This is a genomic window from Gammaproteobacteria bacterium (genome assembly GCA_040183005.1).
In the GTDB taxonomy this organism is placed as follows: Bacteria; Pseudomonadota; Gammaproteobacteria.
The window spans coordinates 102058-121722 of the sequence record JAMPIW010000007.1 but is presented as its reverse complement, the minus strand read 5'-3'; the positions used below and the strand labels follow the sequence as shown (position 1 = coordinate 121722).

Sequence of the window (19665 nt, the reverse complement as noted above, 5' to 3'; positions counted from 1 at the left end):
GATGCTCGGTATTAGAGGGTGGGTTCAATGCGATCACTGCCTGTCAATACAAACCACATTACAGTCCATCAATCTGACCTGTAACTTCACCGTTGGAAATGGAGTCACTGCTGGCGGCCAACACATTCCAGCATCCGCACCCCCATCTCCGCAGGCGAATGCACGACAGCAACACCCGCCGCCTCCAGTGCTGCAAATTTTTCCGCCGCCGTACCCTTGCCGCCGGAAATGATAGCGCCCGCATGCCCCATACGCTTGCCGGGAGGGGCTGTGACGCCGGCGATATAGGCCACCACCGGCTTGGTAACGTGATACTTGATAAACTCCGCTGCTTCTTCCTCGGCGCTGCCGCCGATTTCACCCACCATGATAATGCCCTTGGTTTGAGGGTCCTGTTCAAACAATGCGAGGCAATCGACGAAATTCATGCCCTGGATGGGGTCGCCGCCTATGCCCACGCATGTGCTCTGCCCCAAGCCATTGAGCGTGGTCTGATGCACCGCCTCATACGTGAGCGTACCGGAGCGCGATACGATACCGATAGAGCCAGGTTTGTGTATGGCGCCAGGCATGATACCGATTTTGCACTCACCGGGAGTGATCAATCCCGGACAATTCGGGCCAATCAGGCGCGCATCATAGGCGCGTAGCGCCGCCTTGACCTTGAGCATATCCTGCACCGGAATCCCCTCGGTGATACAGGCGATAACTTTGATGCCGGCATCCGCCGCCTCCAGTATCGCATCTGCCGCATGGGCTGCGGGCACATAGATCATGCTGGCGTCAGCGCCCGTCTCCCGCACCGCATCGCGCACGGTGTTGAATACCGGCCGATCCAAGTGCATCTGACCACCCTTGCCGGGGGTTACCCCCCCCACCAGGTTGGTGCCATAGGCGAGCGCCTGTTCGGAATGAAAAGTGCCTTGCTTCCCGGTAAAGCCTTGGCAAATGACTTTAGTGTATTTATTGACCAGTATGCTCATTGGATTCAACTAAAATGCGGAAAAAACCAAAACTACCCCAAATGAGCGGGGGATACAAGAGAGAATCAACGGGGCAGCTGGCGCCTAACCCGTTGCGGGCCAGATCCAAGTAGCCCGATTAAAAAGTAACTTTCATACTTGCCGCGATATTGACGTCGCTATAATCGAAGAAGGCAATGGTTGAACCGCGTTTTTCTGCGATACCATCGAGGGAAAGCAGTACATTACTCACTGGGGAATAACCAAGCGACGCGCTGATGCTACGGACAGTATCTTTGCGCTGCGATCCCGAACCCACTCCACTCAGGAAATCATACCACCTATAAGCTGTTTCGCCTTTCACGAATATTTTGCTGGCTGGAAACCACGAGACGCCAAGACTCGCGCCCTTGGTCACAACATAGGTGCTGACGACATTGTCTATCGCACCAACTTCTCTCCACAACGCCGTGTTGACCAAGGTTTTCCCGCTAACAGACCAGTCATATGCCAGACGCCCAGTGACGCCATTAAAATCGCGCATGGAAAGATGTTTATTCCGGTTCTGGGCATACCCTAAACGTCCCTGAAAGCGAGATTGTCCGCTATACCGCCAATCCGCAACCGCGTTCAATTCTGTTTGCGTATAACCATTATCAAAGATACTTAGAGGCGTCACTTCACGATCGGGAAAACGAGCCTCGGTATATTTTGCTTCCACACCAAGAGAATTATTGGCTTCATTGACATGCTCGACACCCACTGAAGCGGTAGTTTCCTCACGGTTAAAAAACCGTCTTTGGGGCGATCCCGATTCGAGGCTGTACCATCTAACCCCAGTACGAACACGCCAATCCGGGTCAAGTTTGTAGATAGCGCTGCCAAAAGCCGACTGCTGGGTCTGAATAGCCCGCAGCCGATCCTGTATCTGGCTAAAGGATGCAAGAGTGCGGCTATGAGTATAACCAAGATCACCTTGCCACAAGTTACCTAACTGCCAATTCCATGTGGCACGTGCATCACTGCCATCATAGTTCAGAAAATTAAAACGTTCAAACCAATTCTGAACGACACTCCCCTTCAATACAATCTGCTGGCGGCCAACCGCATAATCCACAGCCACCCCCGCCTCAACACGCTTAATCGTGTCGGACTTGCTGTCACTTCCAAGAACAAGTCGTGGATCCCTGCCACTGGAAAGACGAAACAGATTAGTGTCATGGACAACGCTGGCCGATACATAAGGCTGAACGGTATCACCAGGCGCAGCATTTGCCTTGCCCAACATCAAGAACATGCCGCACAACAGGGTCAGCACACGCATTTTGTGTATATCAAAGATACTTTTTATCATTAATTTTACTGGCGGGTTTATTCTTCTGGGATTAAAAACATCAGGAAACAGGTGCGGGATTGCGTGGTTTTTATACGCACCCTTCTCGATATTAATATGCGCGGCGATCCAGGAATACCAGAACAATCGTCTTGAATATGATTTTCACATCCAGCGCCATGGACCAATACCTGAGATAGTCCAGGTCATGATCTATGCGGGCCTGCATTTTCTCCAGTGTATCGGTTTCCCCACGCAGTCCATTCACCTGCGCCCAGCCCGTGATGCCCGGCCGCACCTTATGGCGCACCATGTATCCCTTAATCAGTTTACGGTAGGTTTCATTGTGGGCAACGGCATGGGGCCGGGGGCCAACGACACTCATGCGCCCCTGCAACACGTTGATGAACTGCGGCAACTCATCCAGCGACGTACGACGCAAAAATGCGCCAAAACCCGTAATGCGCGCATCTCCGCGGCTCGCCTGGACGACACTATCGCCATCCTCGCAGACAGACATGGAGCGAAACTTATACACAACAATTTCGTCTCCATCCAGACCGTAGCGGCGCTGCTTAAATAAAACCGGGCCAGGGGAGCTCATCTTTACACCCAATGCGATAAATAACATCAATGGTGTGATCAACACAAGAATCAGACTCGCAACCACCAGATCACTCATGCGCTTGATAAGACCCCGTGAACCGCTGAAAGGTGTTTCGCAGACGGAAACCACAGGAACTCCACTCACATCGCTAACGCGCGCCTGTATCAGATCGAAGAAAAAAATATCCGGTATAAAGTAAATGGAGACCGTCGTATCGCGCAAGTCATCCAACAACTTAATAATGCGCGCCTCCTGCATCATGGGAAGCGCGATATAAATCTGATCGACTTTATTCCCATGGACATATGCTGACAAATCTTCCAGCCGCCCTAATACCGAATTATCGTGCGCACCATCACCATTACCCAAGCGCCTAACCGCTCTATCATCAAAAAAACCCTTTACAGACATACCCAAATGGACATCTTCAGCGATCCGCCGCGCCAAACGCAGCCCTATATCGCTCATCCCGGCAATCACCACCGAACGGGTATTTTTTTCAGCCGCATAAAATTTACGAAGCCACGACCTTGCCCAGGAATGGCCGAACAAAATCAGTATGGGGACAACTGCAAACCACGTCAGAAGCACACGCCGGGAAAAATCCTCGGAAGACTTGGTGGCATAACCAAGAAACAGTAAAACACCTAGCATCACCAGCCATGAAATCAGTAGCGAGCTGCTTTGAGCACGCAACCCTCCATCGCGCCAAGACCGGCAAAGATCCGTCTCCTTGAATATGACTAGAGATAACAAAAACGCAATAACCGCTAGAATTACATACGGCTTTTCAAAAGGCACACCATATAAGAAGGCGATAACAAAGAGAGAAGCAGCCGTGATTACTGGGTCAATGACACGCTGCAAGATTGCAGTTAAGGCAGATGCGCTATCATTAACACGTGATTGCACAATAGGCATGGGGTTTTTCTTGTTGTCGTATGTTCGCCAAGAATACCGTTGGCTTGCTTGCAGAAAAAGAGCTTTCATCAAAGGCATTGAATATATCCTATAAGTAACATTAGATCAAATCCAATCCTGGCCCCACCCGCCACTCATAAAATAACCATACATACAATGCATCATCAAAAAGAGACAGCGCCCTCACATTATTCATACTCAACAAAACAGATAATAATCGACTGAATATAATAAAAAATGTCACAAAAAAATACGAAAAAAAATCAAAGAACAACTATTTCCGGTAATGCACCGTCTCCGAATAGAGACGCTTTTCCTTGTGAACGACAATTTTCTACTTATCTCCCTCTGGGCACAGATATCGTTCCTGCCGCAAATAACGCCACCTTCGCCCGAAGAGCTTGCGCCGGCACCGGCACGGCATAAGTTTGGTGATATACCAATACACAAAACATGCCAGAAGTCAGATACGTTTATTTATCGGACTGAAGCAGGAAAGTATTGCTCTCTAGAAAGGCGAAAAAAAGCGATGCGTGGAAACCACGATAATACGGGGGCATGACAACAACATTACAGCCAGAGCGATAATAAAGCTTGTAACTAAAAACGCTACGGTCCGGAGATTTCCGGTGCAGCCCTAATTAACCTACTGATAAAAGACAAATAAATGATCTTCATGGGTGCCACCGATTTCAAGGTGTTGGAATCTACCGAATTTTCCCTGGGGTGGTTCAATGCATACAGGGAAAGCTGGTGTTTGCCCAATCCTGACACCGGGGGATCCGCACCACAACTGAACAAGCTGTCACCTCATGCACAAAAACTTCCTTTACTCCCTTCGTCCTCTTAGCAGTTTTGCTCGCGCACTCATGACTCCTACAACTACCACCACAGCGGTCATATCCATCGCAAAATCGCCAAAACTCACCGCCCTGCCAGGAAGAAAAGCCTGACGCCACTCATCCAGGGCACCTACGCACCCCACCAGGATAATTATCAACAACGGCCATCTTCCCTGGAATCCCAGCCACAGCAAGAAACCAAGCACACCAAACGCAGTAAAATGAGCAACCTTATCGAACGGTGGCTCAAACAAACCAACGGCCACCGGTTGGCTCCCTCCCCAGAAAAGCAGGGCCACAAAAATAATTGCGCCCAGCAAAGAAATTTTACTCAACATGGATACCCTATGCTTGCGCGTTACAAGTGCGGCATCAAGCCAGTGCTATCTCCAAGGCAGCAGCCCAATCCGGCAGTTTGATACCGAATGTATCGGCCAATCGTGCATTATCCAACACTGAATAATGCGGACGTGCCGCAGGCGTAGGATAGTCCATACTGGGAATGGGTCGCAGATCTGCCACCGGGCCGGTCTCCCGTTCCAGAATGGAACGGGCAAAACCATGCCAGGATGTCTGCCCGGCGCACGTCATGTGGTAGACACCCGTGCGCTGCTGAATATGCCCCGCCACATCGCCTTGGCCCTGCGCCACAATCTGGGCAGTAGCCTCGGCGAGCAAGCGGCACCATGTAGGCGCACCAAACTGGTCATCGACCACGTTCAAAGATGGACGCTCGCGCGCCAGACGCTGCATGGTCAACAGGAAATTCTTGCCGCGCACACCATAAACCCAGCTGGTGCGCAGAATGAGATGGGGTACACCGACAGCCTGAATCGCCAACTCACCCGCCAGCTTGGAGCTACCATAAACACTCTTCGGATTAGGGGCATCCTGTTCGGTATAAGCCGTCGTAGTGGCACCATCAAAAACATAGTCCGTGGAAAAGTGTATCAGCGCCGCATCCAAGCGCTTGGCCTCTTCCGCCATGATGCCCGGCGCCGTACCATTGATGGACAGGGTCAACTCCGGTTCAGATTCAGCCTTGTCCACCGCCGTATAGGCCGCCGGGTTGACGATCAAGCCCGGCTTGATGGCACGAATAACCTTTCTGATAGAATCCGGATCAGCAAGATCCATATCTGCCTGATCCAGCGCAATAACCTGGCCCAGCGTCGAAAGCGTCCGCTCAAGCTCCCATCCTACCTGGCCATTTTTTCCAGTAAGCAGGATTTTCCTGTTCATGGGAACACCTCGGCATCCTTGAGCCGCACACCCGCCATATCCTTGGCCGACAAAACCGGTTGACCGTCAAGCGGCCACGCTATACCAAGATCGGGATCATTCCAGAGTATCGAGCGTTCATATTCCGGAGCGTAGAAATCCGTGGTTTTATAGAGAAATTCCGCGTAATCGGACAATACCAGAAAACCATGCGCAAAGCCTTTAGGCACCCAAAACATGCGCTTGTTTTCTGCGGACAAATGCACACCCACCCACTGACCAAATGTCGCCGATGAGCGACGAATATCAACGGCCACATCAAAGACCTCGCCAACAACCACGCGCACCAGCTTACCCTGAGGCTGCTCAATCTGGTAATGCAAGCCACGCAATACATTCTTTGCGGAGCGGGAATGATTGTCCTGTACAAAACCATCCGTAATACCTGCCACTTCAGCCAGCGTTCTCTGATTGAAGCTCTCATAGAAAAACCCGCGTTCATCACCGAACACCTTAGGCTCGATGATCAGCGCGTCTGGAATGGCTGTTTTTTGTACGTGCATAAATTATTACTCAATTTTCAATCTTTCGCGGTAGGGTGTGTTCCACGCGCCACGTGAAAATGGATGGTGCGCACGGCGCACCCTACTATTTTCCGGGTCGACACCATAATGGGTGATCCATTTTCAAAAAATCTTTTCCCGGAGCAACCCCAACAAATAAGCACCATAGCCGTTTTTCGCCAACGGTAGCGCCAGCGCCTCCAGCTGCGCCGCATTGATATAGCCCTTGCGATAGGCAATCTCTTCGGGACACGCGATCTTCAATCCTTGTCGTTTCTCCAGGGTCTGGATAAACAGCGAGGCCTCAAGCAGCGACTCATGCGTTCCGGTATCCAGCCACGCCATACCCCGCCCCATCACCTGAACATCCAGCAAGCCCATCTCAAGATAGCAGCGGTTGACATCCGTGATTTCCAACTCACCGCGCGCGGAGGGCTTAATGGTTTGTGCAATATCGACAACCTGGTTATCGTAAAAATAAAGCCCGGTCACTGCATAGCGCGACTTGGGTTCTTTTGGCTTTTCGACAATGCTCAACGCCTTGCCGTATTCATCAAACTCAACCACGCCATAACGTTCGGGATCCTGCACTGGATAGGCAAACACCGTCGCGCCTATTTCCTTGGTTGTCGCGTCGGTAAGCTGGGGTGACAAATCATGGCCATAAAAAATATTATCCCCAAGCACGAGGGCACACGCATCCCCGCCGACGAATTCCTTGCCGATGATGAACGCCTGCGCCAGACCATCGGGAGAGGGTTGAACCGCATAGGAAACATTCAACCCCCATTGACTGCCATCCCCGATTAATTGCTCGAATCTCGGCGTATCCTGTGGTGTTGAAATAATTAATATATCTCGTATCCCCGCCAGCATCAGCGTGGTGAGCGGATAATAAATCATCGGTTTGTCATAAATCGGCAAAAGCTGCTTGGAGACGGTATACGTCACCGGGTACAAGCGTGTGCCGGAGCCGCCGGCCAGAATAATGCCCTTCATTACACACCCCTATCCACGTAATTTTGTGCAAGCCAGTTTTGATAATTGCCACTCGCCACATTCTCAACCCATGGCATGTTATCGAGATACCAGCGCACGGTTTTGCGAATACCCGTTTCAAAATTCTCCTTGGGTTTCCAACCCAAATCCCGTTCTATTTTGCGGGCATCAATCGCATAACGCCGATCATGTCCAGGGCGATCCTTAACATACGTGATGAGCGAGGCATGAGGGGCGAACGATGAATCAGGGAGACATTCATCAAGGATGGCGCAAATAGTGTGAACAACATCAAGATTGGTTTTTTCATTCCATCCGCCAATATTGTATGTTTCACCCACAATCCCTTTGGCCAGCACCACCCTGATCGCCTCGCAATGATCACCGACATATAGCCAGTCACGCACATTCTGCCCATCCCCATAGATGGGTAACGAACGGCCCTTCGTCGCATTGAGAATCATCAACGCAATAAGTTTTTCCGGAAATTGATAAGGCCCATAATTATTGGAACAATTGGTTGTCAGCGTCGGCAGACCATAGGTATGGTGATACGCGCGCACCAGATGATCGGAGGCCGCCTTGGAGGCAGAGTAAGGGCTGTTCGGCGCATAGGGTGTTTCTTCTGTGAACGGCGCATCGTCGGACCCCAAAGAGCCATACACCTCATCCGTTGAAACATGCAAAAAGCGGAATGCACTTTTCTCATTATCGGCAAGAGATGACCAGTAGGCACGCACCTCTTCCAGCAAATTAAACGTCCCCACAACATTGGTGTGAACGAAATCAGCAGGACCATAAATGGAGCGATCCACATGGCTCTCCGCAGCAAAATTCACGATAGCGTGCGGTTTGTATTTTTTTAAAAGATCCCCGACCAACGCGCTATCGCCGATATCGCCATGCACAAAAATATGCCGGCCATCATTGCTGATGTTCGCCAGATTCTCCAGATTTCCGGCATATGTAAGCTTGTCGAGATTAACAACCGGCGTGCCTTCGCAAGCAATCCAGTCGAGCACGAAATTCGAACCGATAAATCCAGCACCACCTGTTACTAAAATCACCTCTTCCTCCTGTAATGCTCACCCAAGTCCCGATCTACTTGCGCCGTCTAACCCTGACGCAAAATACCGCGATCTTCCAGCATTTTTAAAACAGCCGTCGCGGAGTCCTCGATCGACCACTCCCCGGTATTCACAATCAGCTCAGGGTGGAGCGGCTCCTCATACGGTGAAGAAATGCCTGTAAAATCTGGGATTTCCCCCGCACGCGCACGGCGATACAGCCCCTTCACATCACGCTCTTCGCAACGCTCGAGACTAGACTGGCAATAAATCTCGAGAAAGTCGCCTTCCGGCATCAGATTCCGGACACGCTCGCGATCATCACGAAACGGCGAGATAAACGCCGTCAACACAATCACGCCGGCATCCACAAATAACTTCGACATTTCCCCAATGCGTCGAATATTCTCCGTCCGGTCGTGCGCGGAAAAACCAAGATCACCACACAATCCATGGCGCACATTATCGCCATCGAGCACATACGTATGGCACCCACGATTATAAGAGGCTTCTTCAACCGCATGCGCAAGTGTCGACTTTCCTGCTCCCGAAAGCCCCGTAAACCACAACAACACACCCTTGTGATTCTTCAATCGCTCGCGATCCTCGCGTGAAACTTTGCTTTCATGCCAGACCACGTTACTGCTTTTTGTTACGGAGCTGCTCACGATATACCTCACTCACTCATTGTGTGTCGCATTACTGAAGCAGTCTGCATCGTATGTCAAAGCGCGCATCAACTCCTACCATATGTATCTTCAAACCGCACGATGTCATCCTCTCCAAGATAAGAGCCTGATTGCACCTCAATCAACTCCAGTGGAATAGTGCCGGGATTTTCCAGCCGGTGGGTCACACCAATAGGAATATACGTCGACTGATTCTCCGTCAGCAGAAACACCTCATCTCCGCGCGTCACCCTCGCCGTACCCTTCACCACAATCCAGTGTTCCGCGCGATGATGGTGCATCTGCATGGAAAGCGTTCCGCCGGGACTCACAACGATACGCTTCACCTGAAACCGCTCACCATTATCAATGCTGTCATAACTTCCCCATGGCCGCGAAACTTTGCGGTGCAACAAATATTCAGAACGCTTCTTGTCTTTCAGATGTGCAACAATTTGCTTCACGTCCTGCACCTTGCTTTGATGAACCACCATCACCGCATCCGGGGTTTCAATCACAACAATATCATTAACGCCCACACAGGCCAGAAAACGGTGCTCCGCGATCAGCAGCGTGTTACGCGTCCCATGCGTATACACATCCCCTTTTATCACGTTGCCGTGCTCATCCTTATCGCTCACTTCCCACAAGGCCGCCCACGCACCAACATCGGACCATCCCGCATCCAATGGAATCACCGCAGCCTTTTCGTTGTCGGCCACTAACCCGCCAGACGTGAGCTTTTCCATCACTGCGTAATCGATGGAATCGGAAGGGCAGGATGAAAACGCCGCCTTATTCACCCGGTAAAAATCCTGATCCTGCTTGCCCTGCTGATACGCCACCTGGCAGGATTGAACAATATCAGGCCGGAAACGGAACAACTCCTGCAACCACACCGAAGCCCGCATCATGAAAATGCCGCTGTTCCACAAATATTGGCCCGACGTCCAATAATCCTCCGCGGTCACCGCATCCGGCTTTTCAACAAATGCCCCGATATAACACGCATCCGGCGCCGCAGCCAAGCCAACGGAAGAGCCTTGCTGAATATAGCCATAACCGGTCTCCGCCCGATCAGGAAGAATCCCGAACGTCACCAGACGACCCTGCCCTGCCAAAACGGCACCTTGCGCCACCGCCCTCAGGAAAGCCTCACGATTCTGGATAACGTGATCGGCAGGCATCACCAGCAACACCGGATCGCCAGCACTTTCCGCGTTAATCGCCGCCAGCGCCAAAGCCGGTGCCGTATTCCGCCCCACCGGCTCCAGAATAATCGAAGATGGTTTCGTACCGATCTGCCGCAACTGCTCGGCTACCAGAAAGCGATGCTCCTCGTTGCACACCACAATTGGCTCAAGCATCCCATCTTTTTCACCAAGAAAAGCCTGAAGCCCCTCCAGACGCTGCACCGTAGCCTGCAACATGGTTTTGTCACCCACCAGAGGCAACAACTGCTTGGGGTAATGCTCTCGCGACATGGGCCACAAACGGCTACCGGAACCACCGGAAAGAATGACGGGCTGGATATTCATTGGCACTCCAAAATTTGTTTCCAGATTCACATAAAGAGATGACACGACATTCTACAGGATTTTTTATGACATTTGATGGACTGTGGGATTGCCCAGAGGGCACAAGAGGTGCGCGGCTTGTACCGTTATTCACCGATGTGCCGCCAAATTAAATAATCCTAAAAAGGCAGTTAAACGGGGTGGGAAGTTCGGTTTTCAAGGTAATGCATTGCGTTGCTACGCAACACTTGGCGGGTCACACAAAAAGCACCCTTGCACCCTTTGTGTAAACCCACCCTATTTTAGCTGTTCAAGATCTCGATCAAGGGATGTAGCACAAGGCCCCTTTTAAATCGCGTTCTCAGGCGCGGGCCGGTGGGTAAGAATAGCCAGCACGGAGGTAAGACGGTCGCGCATTTCACGGCGGTCGATGATCATGTCTATTGCGCCATGCTCCAGCAGGAATTCGCTGCGCTGGAAGCCCTCCGGCAGCGTCTGGCGTACCGTCTGCTCGATGACTCGCGGGCCGGCGAAGCCGATCAGGGCACCGGGTTCGGCGACGTTGATGTCGCCCAGCATGGCGAAGCTCGCCGATACGCCACCCATCGTCGGATCGGTGAGCACGGAGATATATGGAATACCTTGTCTGCTCAGGCGCGCCAGGGCGGCGCTGGTTTTTGCCATTTGCATGAGAGAAAAGAGCGCCTCCTGCATGCGCGCGCCGCCGCTCGCGGAAAAACACACCAGCGGGATGTTGTGCTCCATACAGACATTCGCGGCACGCACAAATTTCTCGCCGACCACCGCGCCCATGGAACCGCCCATGAAGCCAAATTCGAACGCGCACGCCACCAGCGGCAGGCCTTTGACCTGGCCTTTTATGACGGTCAACGCATCTTTTTCACCGGTTTCTTTTTTGGCTTGCGTCAGGCGGTCACGGTACTTTCTGCTGTCGCGAAACTTGAGTTCGTCCACGGCAATGAGATCGCCGCCAATTTCCTCGCGGGACTCGAGATCAAGAAAGCTGTTGAGGCGCTTGCGCCCGCTGACGCGCATGTGGTGCGTACACTTGGGACATACCTCAAGATTACGCTCAACCTCAGCGCGGTACAACACTGCGCTACAGGCAGGACATTTGGCCCACAATCCTTCAGGAATGGATTTTTTTTGGCGCCCCTCAGTCCTGATTTTTGTAGGGATTAATTTTCCGAACCAGCTCATTTAGTCGTCGCCATCATTGAATAGTTATCATTTTGGTAAGAGGTCGCCATCCATTGCAACGCGCATTTCCTTGACGAGCGATGCCACTTCTTTTTCAATTTTTTCCGGCTGCCCGGCAAACTCTCCGACCTTTTTCACCAAAGCACTACCGACGACCACCGCATCGGCCACGGCGGCCACTTGCGCGGCGGATGCGGCGTCCTTGATGCCGAACCCGACGCCGATGGGGAGATCAGTGAGTGCGCGGATTTGTTGCAGTTTGGCTGCCACTGCCGACACATCAATACTCGCCACACCGGTCACGCCCTTGAGCGAAACATAATAGACGAATCCACTGGCCATCGCACAGATCCTGGCGATGCGTTCGGCGGAACTGGTCGGCGCAAGGAGGAAAATGCTATCCAGATGGCGGGCGCGCAGCTCCGTCACCAATACCTCCGCCTCTTCGGGTGGCAGATCAACTGTCAACACACCGTCCACGCCCACCTCATCCGCCGCACGGGCGAACTCGGCGTAGCCCATCACCTCAACCGGGTTGAGGTAACCCATGAGCACCACAGGAGTATGGTCATTACGCGTGCGGAACTCGCGCACCATGCCCAGCACATTTCGCAGGCTGACATGATGCTTCAGGGCGCGCTCGCAGGCCGCCTGGATTACTGGACCGTCCGCCATGGGGTCGGAAAACGGCACGCCCAGCTCGATGATATCCGCGCCCGCCGCCACCATTGCGTGCATCAAGGGGACAGTGACGTCCGGCTGTGGATCACCTGCGGTGACATAGGGTATAAGGGCTTTACGCTTGTCGCGGCGCAACGCGTCGAAACAGCTTTTGATGCGGCTCATACTTTGATTCCTTCGCGTGCAGCCACGGTATGGATGTCTTTGTCACCACGCCCTGACAGGTTGACGATGATGATCTTGTCCTTATCCATGGTGGGCGCCAACTTCGTCGCGTAGGCCAGGGCATGACTGGACTCCAGGGCAGGCATGATACCTTCGGTACGGGTCAACGCATGAAATGCTGCGAGCGCCTCGTCGTCGGTAATGGCGACGTAATTGGCGCGCCCACTGTCCTTGAGCCAGGCATGCTCGGGCCCGACACCGGGATAGTCAAGACCGGCGGAGATGGAGTGGGTTTCAATGATCTGGCCGTCGGCATCTTCAATGAGATAGGTGCGGTTGCCGTGCAGCACGCCGGGACGGCCCTTGCACAGGGTGGCGGCATGATGTTCCGTCTCCAATCCTTCGCCCGCCGCCTCGACGCCATACATGGCCACACCAGTATCGCTGAGGAAGGGATGAAACAGGCCGATGGCGTTGGAGCCGCCGCCGACGCATGCCACCAGCGCATCAGGCAGTCTGCCTGCCTGATCCAGAATCTGGGCACGCGCCTCACGGCCGATGATGGCCTGGAAATCGCGCACCATCATCGGGTAGGGATGCGGCCCGGCCACGGTGCCGATGATGTAGAAAGTATTGTCGATGTTGGTCACCCAGTCGCGCATCGCTTCATTGAGCGCGTCCTTGAGCGTCTTGGAACCGGATTCCACCGGCACCACTTCGGCACCGAGCAGCTTCATACGGTAGACATTGATTGCCTGGCGTTTGATGTCCTCGGAGCCCATGTACACCACGCATTCCATGCCGAAACGCGCCGCCACGGTAGCCGAGGCGACGCCATGCTGACCCGCGCCGGTCTCGGCGATCACCCGCGTCTTGCCCATATGCCGGGCCAGCAACGCCTGCCCCACGGTGTTGTTGATCTTGTGCGCGCCGGTGTGGTTGAGGTCTTCGCGCTTCAGGTAAATCTGGGCACCACCCAACTGTTTGCTCCAGCGCTCGGCATGGTAAAGCGGCGAAGGACGGCCCACGAACTGGGCAAGATCCCTGTCCAGTTCGGCCAGAAACGCCGGATCATTACGCAAATCCTCGTAGGCCTGCCGCAGCTCTTCCACTGGCCCCATCAAGGTTTCGGGGATAAAGCGCCCGCCGTAAGGGCCGAAATGGCCGTTGGCATCGGGCAGACTATTGGTATTAATTGCTTTCGCTTTAATTGACATTGGCACTGTTTACACCTCGCATGAATGCGGCAATTTTTTCCGCATCCTTGATACCTTTGGCCGATTCCACCCCACCGCTCACGTCTACCGCATAAGGCCGGACCTGAACGATAGCATCAGCCACGTTTTCCGGCGTGAGCCCGCCAGCCAGAATAATCGGTTTATCCACAGCAGGGGGCACACGCGCCCAATTAAACGTCTCCCCCGTGCCACCTGCCATGCCTGCGCGGTAGCTGTCCAGCAACAAACCGCTGGCATCCGCATAGCAGCGGGCGGTTTCCGCCACATCCACCCCCTCCCGCATGCGCACCGCCTTAATATAAGGCTTGCCGTATGCGCTGCAATCGCTCGGAGCCTCATCGCCGTGAAACTGCAACAGGTCGATACGTACATCATCTAGCACAGATCGGATCTCCTCCGGCGACGCGTCCACAAACAGCCCAACCACGGTTACAAATGGCGACAGAGTGCGGACAATCTCCCTGGCCTGCGCAAGCGTCACCGCACGCGGGCTGGGTGTGTAAAACACCAGACCGATAGCGTCTGCGCCCAGGCGGACGGCGGCTAGAGCGTCCTTGTGGCGGGTAATTCCGCAGATTTTAACACGCACACGGGCGGGATTTTGAGTAAAAAATGGCTGATTCATAAAGGCAGTTAGGTTACCAGACCATGGAAGTCTGCGAAAGTCGCGGAATATCAAACCGTTCGGGATAACCCACTTCCATCAGGTATAACCCATGAGGTGGGGCGGTGACGCCGCCCAGGGTACGGTCGCGCATTTCCAGCACCTCGTGCGCCCACACCGGCTCACGCTCGCCCGCGCCAATCGCCATCAGGACACCCGCGATGTTGCGCACCATGTGGTGCAAAAAGGCATTGGCTTCGATGTCGATGAAGATCAGCTCGCCCTGCCGCGTTACGTCGAGGCGATGCACCGTGCGCACCGGACTTTTGGCCTGACAGGCGAGAGCGCGGTAGGAGGAGAAATCGTGTTCGCCGACCAGATGCGCAGCCGCCTCGGCCATACGCTGCACATCCAGCGGTCGGTAGTCCCAAGACACCCGCCCGGAGAGAAACGTGGGGCGCACCGGGCGGGTGAGAATCACATAACGGTAACGCCGCCGCATGGCAGAGAAGCGCGCGTGAAAATCCTCCGCCACCTGCTGCGCCCAGGTGACACTGATCTGCTGGGGCAGGTTGGCATTGGCGCCGCACACCCAGGAACGCATGCTGCGTGCAGCCTCAGAGTCAAAATGCACAATCTGCCCGATGCCATGCACACCCGCATCAGTACGCCCGGCGCACGTTACGCGCACCGGGTGATTGGCAACTTTGGACAGCGCGGCCTCGACACAGCCCTGCACAGTGCGCACGCCGTCCTGGAGCTGCCAGCCCGAAAAGGCCGAGCCGTCGTATTCAATACCTAGCGCGATTCGCATACGCGGAGTTTATCGCAAGACCGTCCGATCATGCCGCCCGCCGCTTCGCCTGCCATCGTACCATGGCATTTTCCACCAGCGAATACACCGACGGCACCACGACCAGCGTCAGCAACGTGGAGCTGATCATGCCGCCGATCACCGCGACGGCGAGCGGGCCGTTGGTGTCTGAGCCGGCGCCGAGTCCCAGTGCGGCGGGCAGCAGCGCCAGGATGATGGTTGCCGAGGTCATCAGCACCGGGCGCATACGGATGGGACAAGCCTCCCGGAGTGCGGTGTCTACATCCTTGCCTTCTTCGCGCACTTGATTGGTCATATCCACCAGCAATATCGAATTCTTCGCCACAAGACCGATCAAAAGAATCAGGCCGATCATCGAGTAGATATTCAAGGTATGCCCCATCAACCATAGTGCGGCGACGCCGCCGATAATCGCCAGCGGTTGGGCCAGCATGATAGTGAGTGGCTGGATGAACGAGTTGAATTGGCTGGCGAGCACCATGTACACCAGCACCAGGGCCAGGATGAAAGCGAAGGCGGCGTAACCCATGGTCTTGCCGAACTGCTCGGCCTGCCCGGTGAATTTGATGGTGTAGCCGGCAGGCAGGATTTCCGCCGCGGCATCCTTGACCTTGTTCACGGCCTCCCCCAGGGGAATGCTGGGTGAACCGGCAAAATTCGCGGCGTACTGCATGTCATAGCGGCTGATGATCGCCGGACCCAGCGCTTGTTCGAATTTGGCAACTGTGTCCAGACGCACCATTTTTCCATCCTGGTTGCGCAGATAGATCTTGCTAAAGTCAGCGATCTGCCTGAAGCCACTTTCGACACCCTTGAGACGGATGTCGTAACGCTCGCCATCGCCGGGCACATCGTTGTAGCGGGCAACGTCCATGCCACCTGCCATCACATTCACCGCCTGCGCAACGTCCTTGGAGTTCAAGCCAAGATCAGCGGCACGGGCGCGATCCAGTTTCATCTCGATTTGCGGTAAATCAAGTTGCAAATCTACGTCCAGCCGCCCCAGTTCCCGCATGGCGGAGAGCTTGTCCTGCATGGCGGTGGTGAGCCTGCCGACCTCTTGCAGGTTGGGGCCCGTCACCACAAACTGCAAGGGTTCACCACGCATCCCGCCGATGGGCGGCACGCCTGCGGCAAAGGCGCGCACGCCGGGGATTTGCATCAATTCCTTGCGCACTGCGTCGATCACCTCGGACTGCTTGAGGGTGCGCTCCCCACGCGGTAGCATTCGCACAAAGGCGATACCCTGGTTGGCCTGCCCTGCCTGACCCAGCCCAATGGCGGTAAAGTAAGTGACGATTTCCTTGTGGCTACCCAATACCTTCTCAATTTTTTCGAGCCGGTCGTTGGTATAGTCGATGTTCGCGCCCAGCGGCGTCTTGATGAACACCATGAAGCGCCCTTCATCTTCTTCAGGCACAAATCCTTTGCCCACGTTGGCAAAAAACCAGGCGCTGGAAGCCACAATAATCAGCGTTACAAATATCACGCTCCAGCGGAATCTCAGCGCGATATCCAGTAATTGCCGGTAGATTTTGTCCAGACCCGCAAAGGCGGCTTCCAGCGTGCGGTAAACGATGCCGTGCTGTTGCGCCACCTTGAGATAGCGCGAACACAGCATCGGGGTGAGTGTCAGCGAAACAAACAGCGACACCACGACACCGATGGTCACCACCACTGCAAAAGACTCGAAAAAGCGTCCGATAATGCCGCCCATGAAGATTACCGGCGCGAAAATCGACACCAGGGTGAGCGAGGAAGCCAATACCGCGAACTGCACCTGGCGCGAGCCGTCGATGGCGGCGCCGACTGGATCGGCATTGCCCTGCTCACGGTGGCGAAAGATGTTTTCCAACACCACGATGGCGTCATCCACGACCACCCCGACCAGCAGCAGCATCGCCAGCAGCGTCATTGAGTTAAAGGTGAAGCCGGAGAAATAAATCGCCGCCACCGCGCCCATCAGTGACACAGGTATAGCAACTGTAATGATCAGCGTGGAGCGGACGCTCTTCAAAAACAGCCAGACGATGAGCGCCGCGAGCAAGGTGCCCAGCAACAGATGTTCCTTGAGCGTCTTGACCATCTCCAGAATAAAGCGGGAATCATCGGAGGAGACTGTGATAGTCATACCTGCCGGCAATTGCGGGATAATCTCTGTCTCAAGGCGTTTTTTCACCTCGTCGATAATCGCGACCGTATTGGTATTGGCGATCTTGACGATGCCCAGCCCTACCGACGGTTTGCCGTTGAAATGCGCCAGTTGCCGGTAGTCTTCCATACCGTCTTCGATCAGCGCCACATCCTGCAATCGGATCGGCGCCTTGTCGCGGTAGGCTACGATCATGCGCTGCAAATCTTTTATCGAGTGGAATTCGAGATCAAGCTTGATCAGGCTCTCGGTTGTGCTCCCCACCAGAAAACCGCCTGGAACCTGCACATGCTCATTGTTGAAAGCATCAACGATGTCTTTGGTGGTCACACCTAACGCTGCCATGCGATCCGGCTTGATATTTACGCGGATATTGCGGTCGCGCTTCCCCCCCAGGCGCACCTCGCCCACACCGTCGATGGTCTCCAGTCTTTTTTTGATGACATTGCGGGCATACTGATTGAGTTGTTGCAGGGTGCGGTCGCCTTGCAACGCCAGCCACATGACAGGCTGCGCGTTGGTTTCCACCTTGGATACGATGGGCGCCTCGACATCGGTGGGCAATTGGCGTAAAACCTGATTGACCTTGGTCTGCACCTCGTCAAAGGCGACATTGATTTCCTTTTCAAGATCGAAGGTAATAGTGACCACCGACACGCCAGGCGAAGACGCGGATTGGATGTGATCGATGCCGGGCACAGTGTTAACCTGCGACTCGATGACATTGGTAACGCTGGAGTCGATGATCTCGGGGTTGGCTCCGCGCAGCACGGTGGTCACCGTCAGCACGGGAAACTCGACATGAGGGAAGCGGTCGACACCCAACCGCTCGTAACTGATCACGCCGAGCAACACCAGCACGGCAGACAGCATGAACGCCAGCACGTGGCGCTTAATGGACAGTGCGGGCAGGCTCATTTCTTTTCGTCTTTTTTGATGTTGACCTTAGCCTTGTCGGTGAGAAACGCCGCACCATCCAGCGCCACCACGGCACCCGCCGCGAGGCCTTCAATGATTTCGGCATTGCCGTTCGAGCGGTAGCCCGTCTTCACTACCTGCTGCACGGCCTTGCCATCCTTGATCACGTATACCACCTCACCAGCGGGGCGCATTACCACGCTTTGCTCCGGCACGGTGACGGCCTGGCCATGCTCTGCCACCACCAATGCACCGTTGACACTACCGCCCGGCTTCCAGCCGCCCGGATTGGTGAGTTCAACAATCGCCTCCACGGAATGGCTCTTGGCGTCCACCGCTGGGCGGATTTCCTTGATACGGCTGTCAACGGGCTTGCCCGGTGCTGTCGCTGTGGAAAGGCGCACTACACCGCCTGGACGCAGCGACGGCGCCATGTCTTCGGGGAAGGGCAGATGCACTCGCAGAGTCTGCTGGGAGGTGATTTGGAAGAGCGGCTTGCCGATAGCCACGAAGTCCCCCACGGAAACCATGCGCTGCTCCACCTGCCCCGCCACCGGAGCAAGAATCCGCGCCTTGGCAAGATTGTTTTCGGCACCCTTCAGTTGCGCCCGCGCGCCCGCCAGTTGCTCGCGCAGCACGGCAAACTGTGCTTTGGCGTCATCCAGTTGCGTGACAGAAACGAATTTGTCCTGCACCAGCTTTTCATAACGCTGCACCAGACGCTCCTGATTGCCGAGCGATGCCTGGATGCGCTGCATGTCGGCCTGTACCGACTCGCGTGCAATGCGCCCATCCTTCGTATCCAGTTCAGCCAGCAACTGGCCCTTGCTCACCGTCTGGCCGACATCAGCACCAAGCTGCACCACGCGCCCCGCCACCTCGGCAGCCACAAGGGGCAGAGTCTCGCTCTCGATCCAGCCTATCGACTCCTGGACATGCTGCACTGTCTGGCTTTTTGCCTCGGTCACCGTGATAAGGGTTCCCATCGGCCGTTTGCCCGATTTTTCTTCTTCAGCCTTTTTTCCGCACCCGGCAACAATAACCAAACACAACCCTGCGACCAGTATGCCGCTTTTTTTCATTTTCCAATCCTTCACAAGGTTGATTATTTGAGGTTATTCCATGCTAAACACATTGTGCGCAGGGCGCGC

General features: G+C 54.5%; 17 protein-coding genes. All 17 read right to left on the bottom strand.

The window, feature by feature from the left end:
• Positions 1–104: 104 nt before the first annotated feature.
• Positions 105–983 carry a succinate--CoA ligase subunit alpha gene (sucD, locus tag M3A44_06530; protein MEQ6341308.1) on the bottom strand — a complete coding sequence of 293 codons (879 nt, stop codon included), beginning with the start codon at positions 981–983 and terminating at the stop codon, positions 105–107.
• 118 nt (positions 984–1101) lie between these two features.
• Positions 1102–2442, bottom strand: a complete 1341-nt coding sequence (locus M3A44_06525) for an outer membrane beta-barrel protein (protein ID MEQ6341307.1) — start codon at positions 2440–2442, stop codon at positions 1102–1104.
• Positions 2408–3823, bottom strand: coding sequence for an undecaprenyl-phosphate glucose phosphotransferase (locus tag M3A44_06520; protein MEQ6341306.1), 1416 nt, complete (start codon positions 3821–3823; stop codon positions 2408–2410). The genes M3A44_06525 and M3A44_06520 overlap by 35 nt, the downstream gene beginning before the upstream one ends.
• An 829-nt stretch (positions 3824–4652) precedes the next feature.
• A complete protein-coding gene (locus M3A44_06515) occupies positions 4653–5003 on the bottom strand; it encodes a VanZ family protein (protein MEQ6341305.1) in 351 nt (116 codons plus the stop codon).
• A 34-nt stretch (positions 5004–5037) separates the two neighbouring features.
• The gene (gene rfbD / locus M3A44_06510) at positions 5038–5907 is read right to left on the bottom strand and encodes a dTDP-4-dehydrorhamnose reductase (protein ID MEQ6341304.1); all 870 of its coding nucleotides are present in this window, start codon (positions 5905–5907) and stop codon (positions 5038–5040) included.
• Positions 5904–6449 carry a dTDP-4-dehydrorhamnose 3,5-epimerase gene (rfbC, locus tag M3A44_06505; GenBank protein ID MEQ6341303.1) on the bottom strand — a complete coding sequence of 182 codons (546 nt, stop codon included), beginning with the start codon at positions 6447–6449 and terminating at the stop codon, positions 5904–5906. The genes rfbD and rfbC overlap by 4 nt, the downstream gene beginning before the upstream one ends.
• 123 nt (positions 6450–6572) lie before the next feature.
• Positions 6573–7448, bottom strand: a complete 876-nt coding sequence (gene rfbA, locus M3A44_06500; GenBank protein ID MEQ6341302.1) for a glucose-1-phosphate thymidylyltransferase RfbA — start codon at positions 7446–7448, stop codon at positions 6573–6575.
• Positions 7448–8515 (bottom strand): dTDP-glucose 4,6-dehydratase, encoded by a 1068-nt coding sequence (gene rfbB / locus M3A44_06495; protein MEQ6341301.1) that lies wholly within the window; start codon positions 8513–8515, stop codon positions 7448–7450. Before rfbB ends, rfbA begins: the two co-directional genes overlap by 1 nt.
• A 47-nt stretch (positions 8516–8562) precedes the next feature.
• The gene (gene cysC / locus M3A44_06490; protein ID MEQ6341300.1) at positions 8563–9183 is read right to left on the bottom strand and encodes an adenylyl-sulfate kinase; all 621 of its coding nucleotides are present in this window, start codon (positions 9181–9183) and stop codon (positions 8563–8565) included.
• A gap of 68 nt (positions 9184–9251) precedes the next feature.
• On the bottom strand, positions 9252–10721 hold the full coding sequence (locus tag M3A44_06485) for a mannose-1-phosphate guanylyltransferase/mannose-6-phosphate isomerase (GenBank protein ID MEQ6341299.1): 1470 nt from the start codon (positions 10719–10721) through the stop codon (positions 9252–9254).
• Between the two features lie 327 nt (positions 10722–11048).
• Positions 11049–11921: an acetyl-CoA carboxylase, carboxyltransferase subunit beta gene (gene accD / locus M3A44_06480; GenBank protein ID MEQ6341298.1), complete on the bottom strand. Its 873-nt coding sequence runs from the start codon at positions 11919–11921 to the stop codon at positions 11049–11051.
• 27 nt (positions 11922–11948) lie between these two features.
• Positions 11949–12767: a tryptophan synthase subunit alpha gene (gene trpA / locus M3A44_06475; GenBank protein ID MEQ6341297.1), complete on the bottom strand. Its 819-nt coding sequence runs from the start codon at positions 12765–12767 to the stop codon at positions 11949–11951.
• Positions 12764–13984: a tryptophan synthase subunit beta gene (trpB, locus tag M3A44_06470; GenBank protein MEQ6341296.1), complete on the bottom strand. Its 1221-nt coding sequence runs from the start codon at positions 13982–13984 to the stop codon at positions 12764–12766. The genes trpA and trpB overlap by 4 nt, the downstream gene beginning before the upstream one ends.
• A complete protein-coding gene (locus tag M3A44_06465) occupies positions 13974–14630 on the bottom strand; it encodes a phosphoribosylanthranilate isomerase (GenBank protein MEQ6341295.1) in 657 nt (218 codons plus the stop codon). Before M3A44_06465 ends, trpB begins: the two co-directional genes overlap by 11 nt.
• A gap of 13 nt (positions 14631–14643) precedes the next feature.
• The gene (truA, locus tag M3A44_06460) at positions 14644–15423 is read right to left on the bottom strand and encodes a tRNA pseudouridine(38-40) synthase TruA (GenBank protein MEQ6341294.1); all 780 of its coding nucleotides are present in this window, start codon (positions 15421–15423) and stop codon (positions 14644–14646) included.
• 28 nt (positions 15424–15451) lie between these two features.
• Positions 15452–18514 (bottom strand): efflux RND transporter permease subunit, encoded by a 3063-nt coding sequence (locus tag M3A44_06455; GenBank protein ID MEQ6341293.1) that lies wholly within the window; start codon positions 18512–18514, stop codon positions 15452–15454.
• Entirely contained in the window at positions 18511–19596 is a 1086-nt protein-coding gene (locus M3A44_06450; protein ID MEQ6341292.1) for an efflux RND transporter periplasmic adaptor subunit, read from the bottom strand. Before M3A44_06450 ends, M3A44_06455 begins: the two co-directional genes overlap by 4 nt.
• Positions 19597–19665: the final 69 nt, after the last annotated feature.

Bases quoted from the DNA above. Each gene is read 5' to 3' on its own strand.
- M3A44_06465 (MEQ6341295.1), bottom strand. From the start codon at position 14,630: ATGAATCAGCCATTTTTTACTCAAAATCCCGCCCGTGTGCGTGTTAAA.
- accD (MEQ6341298.1), bottom strand. From the start codon at position 11,921: ATGAGCTGGTTCGGAAAATTAATCCCTACAAAAATCAGGACTGAGGGG.
- rfbD (MEQ6341304.1), bottom strand. From the start codon at position 5,907: ATGAACAGGAAAATCCTGCTTACTGGAAAAAATGGCCAGGTAGGATGG.
- trpB (MEQ6341296.1), bottom strand. From the start codon at position 13,984: ATGTCAATTAAAGCGAAAGCAATTAATACCAATAGTCTGCCCGATGCC.
- sucD (MEQ6341308.1), bottom strand. From the start codon at position 983: ATGAGCATACTGGTCAATAAATACACTAAAGTCATTTGCCAAGGCTTT.
- M3A44_06450 (MEQ6341292.1), bottom strand. From the start codon at position 19,596: ATGAAAAAAAGCGGCATACTGGTCGCAGGGTTGTGTTTGGTTATTGTT.
- M3A44_06485 (MEQ6341299.1), bottom strand. From the start codon at position 10,721: ATGAATATCCAGCCCGTCATTCTTTCCGGTGGTTCCGGTAGCCGTTTG.
- M3A44_06455 (MEQ6341293.1), bottom strand. From the start codon at position 18,514: ATGAGCCTGCCCGCACTGTCCATTAAGCGCCACGTGCTGGCGTTCATG.
- rfbC (MEQ6341303.1), bottom strand. From the start codon at position 6,449: ATGCACGTACAAAAAACAGCCATTCCAGACGCGCTGATCATCGAGCCT.
- M3A44_06520 (MEQ6341306.1), bottom strand. From the start codon at position 3,823: ATGCCTATTGTGCAATCACGTGTTAATGATAGCGCATCTGCCTTAACT.
- M3A44_06515 (MEQ6341305.1), bottom strand. From the start codon at position 5,003: ATGTTGAGTAAAATTTCTTTGCTGGGCGCAATTATTTTTGTGGCCCTG.
- rfbA (MEQ6341302.1), bottom strand. From the start codon at position 7,448: ATGAAGGGCATTATTCTGGCCGGCGGCTCCGGCACACGCTTGTACCCG.
- truA (MEQ6341294.1), bottom strand. From the start codon at position 15,423: ATGCGAATCGCGCTAGGTATTGAATACGACGGCTCGGCCTTTTCGGGC.
- trpA (MEQ6341297.1), bottom strand. From the start codon at position 12,767: ATGAGCCGCATCAAAAGCTGTTTCGACGCGTTGCGCCGCGACAAGCGT.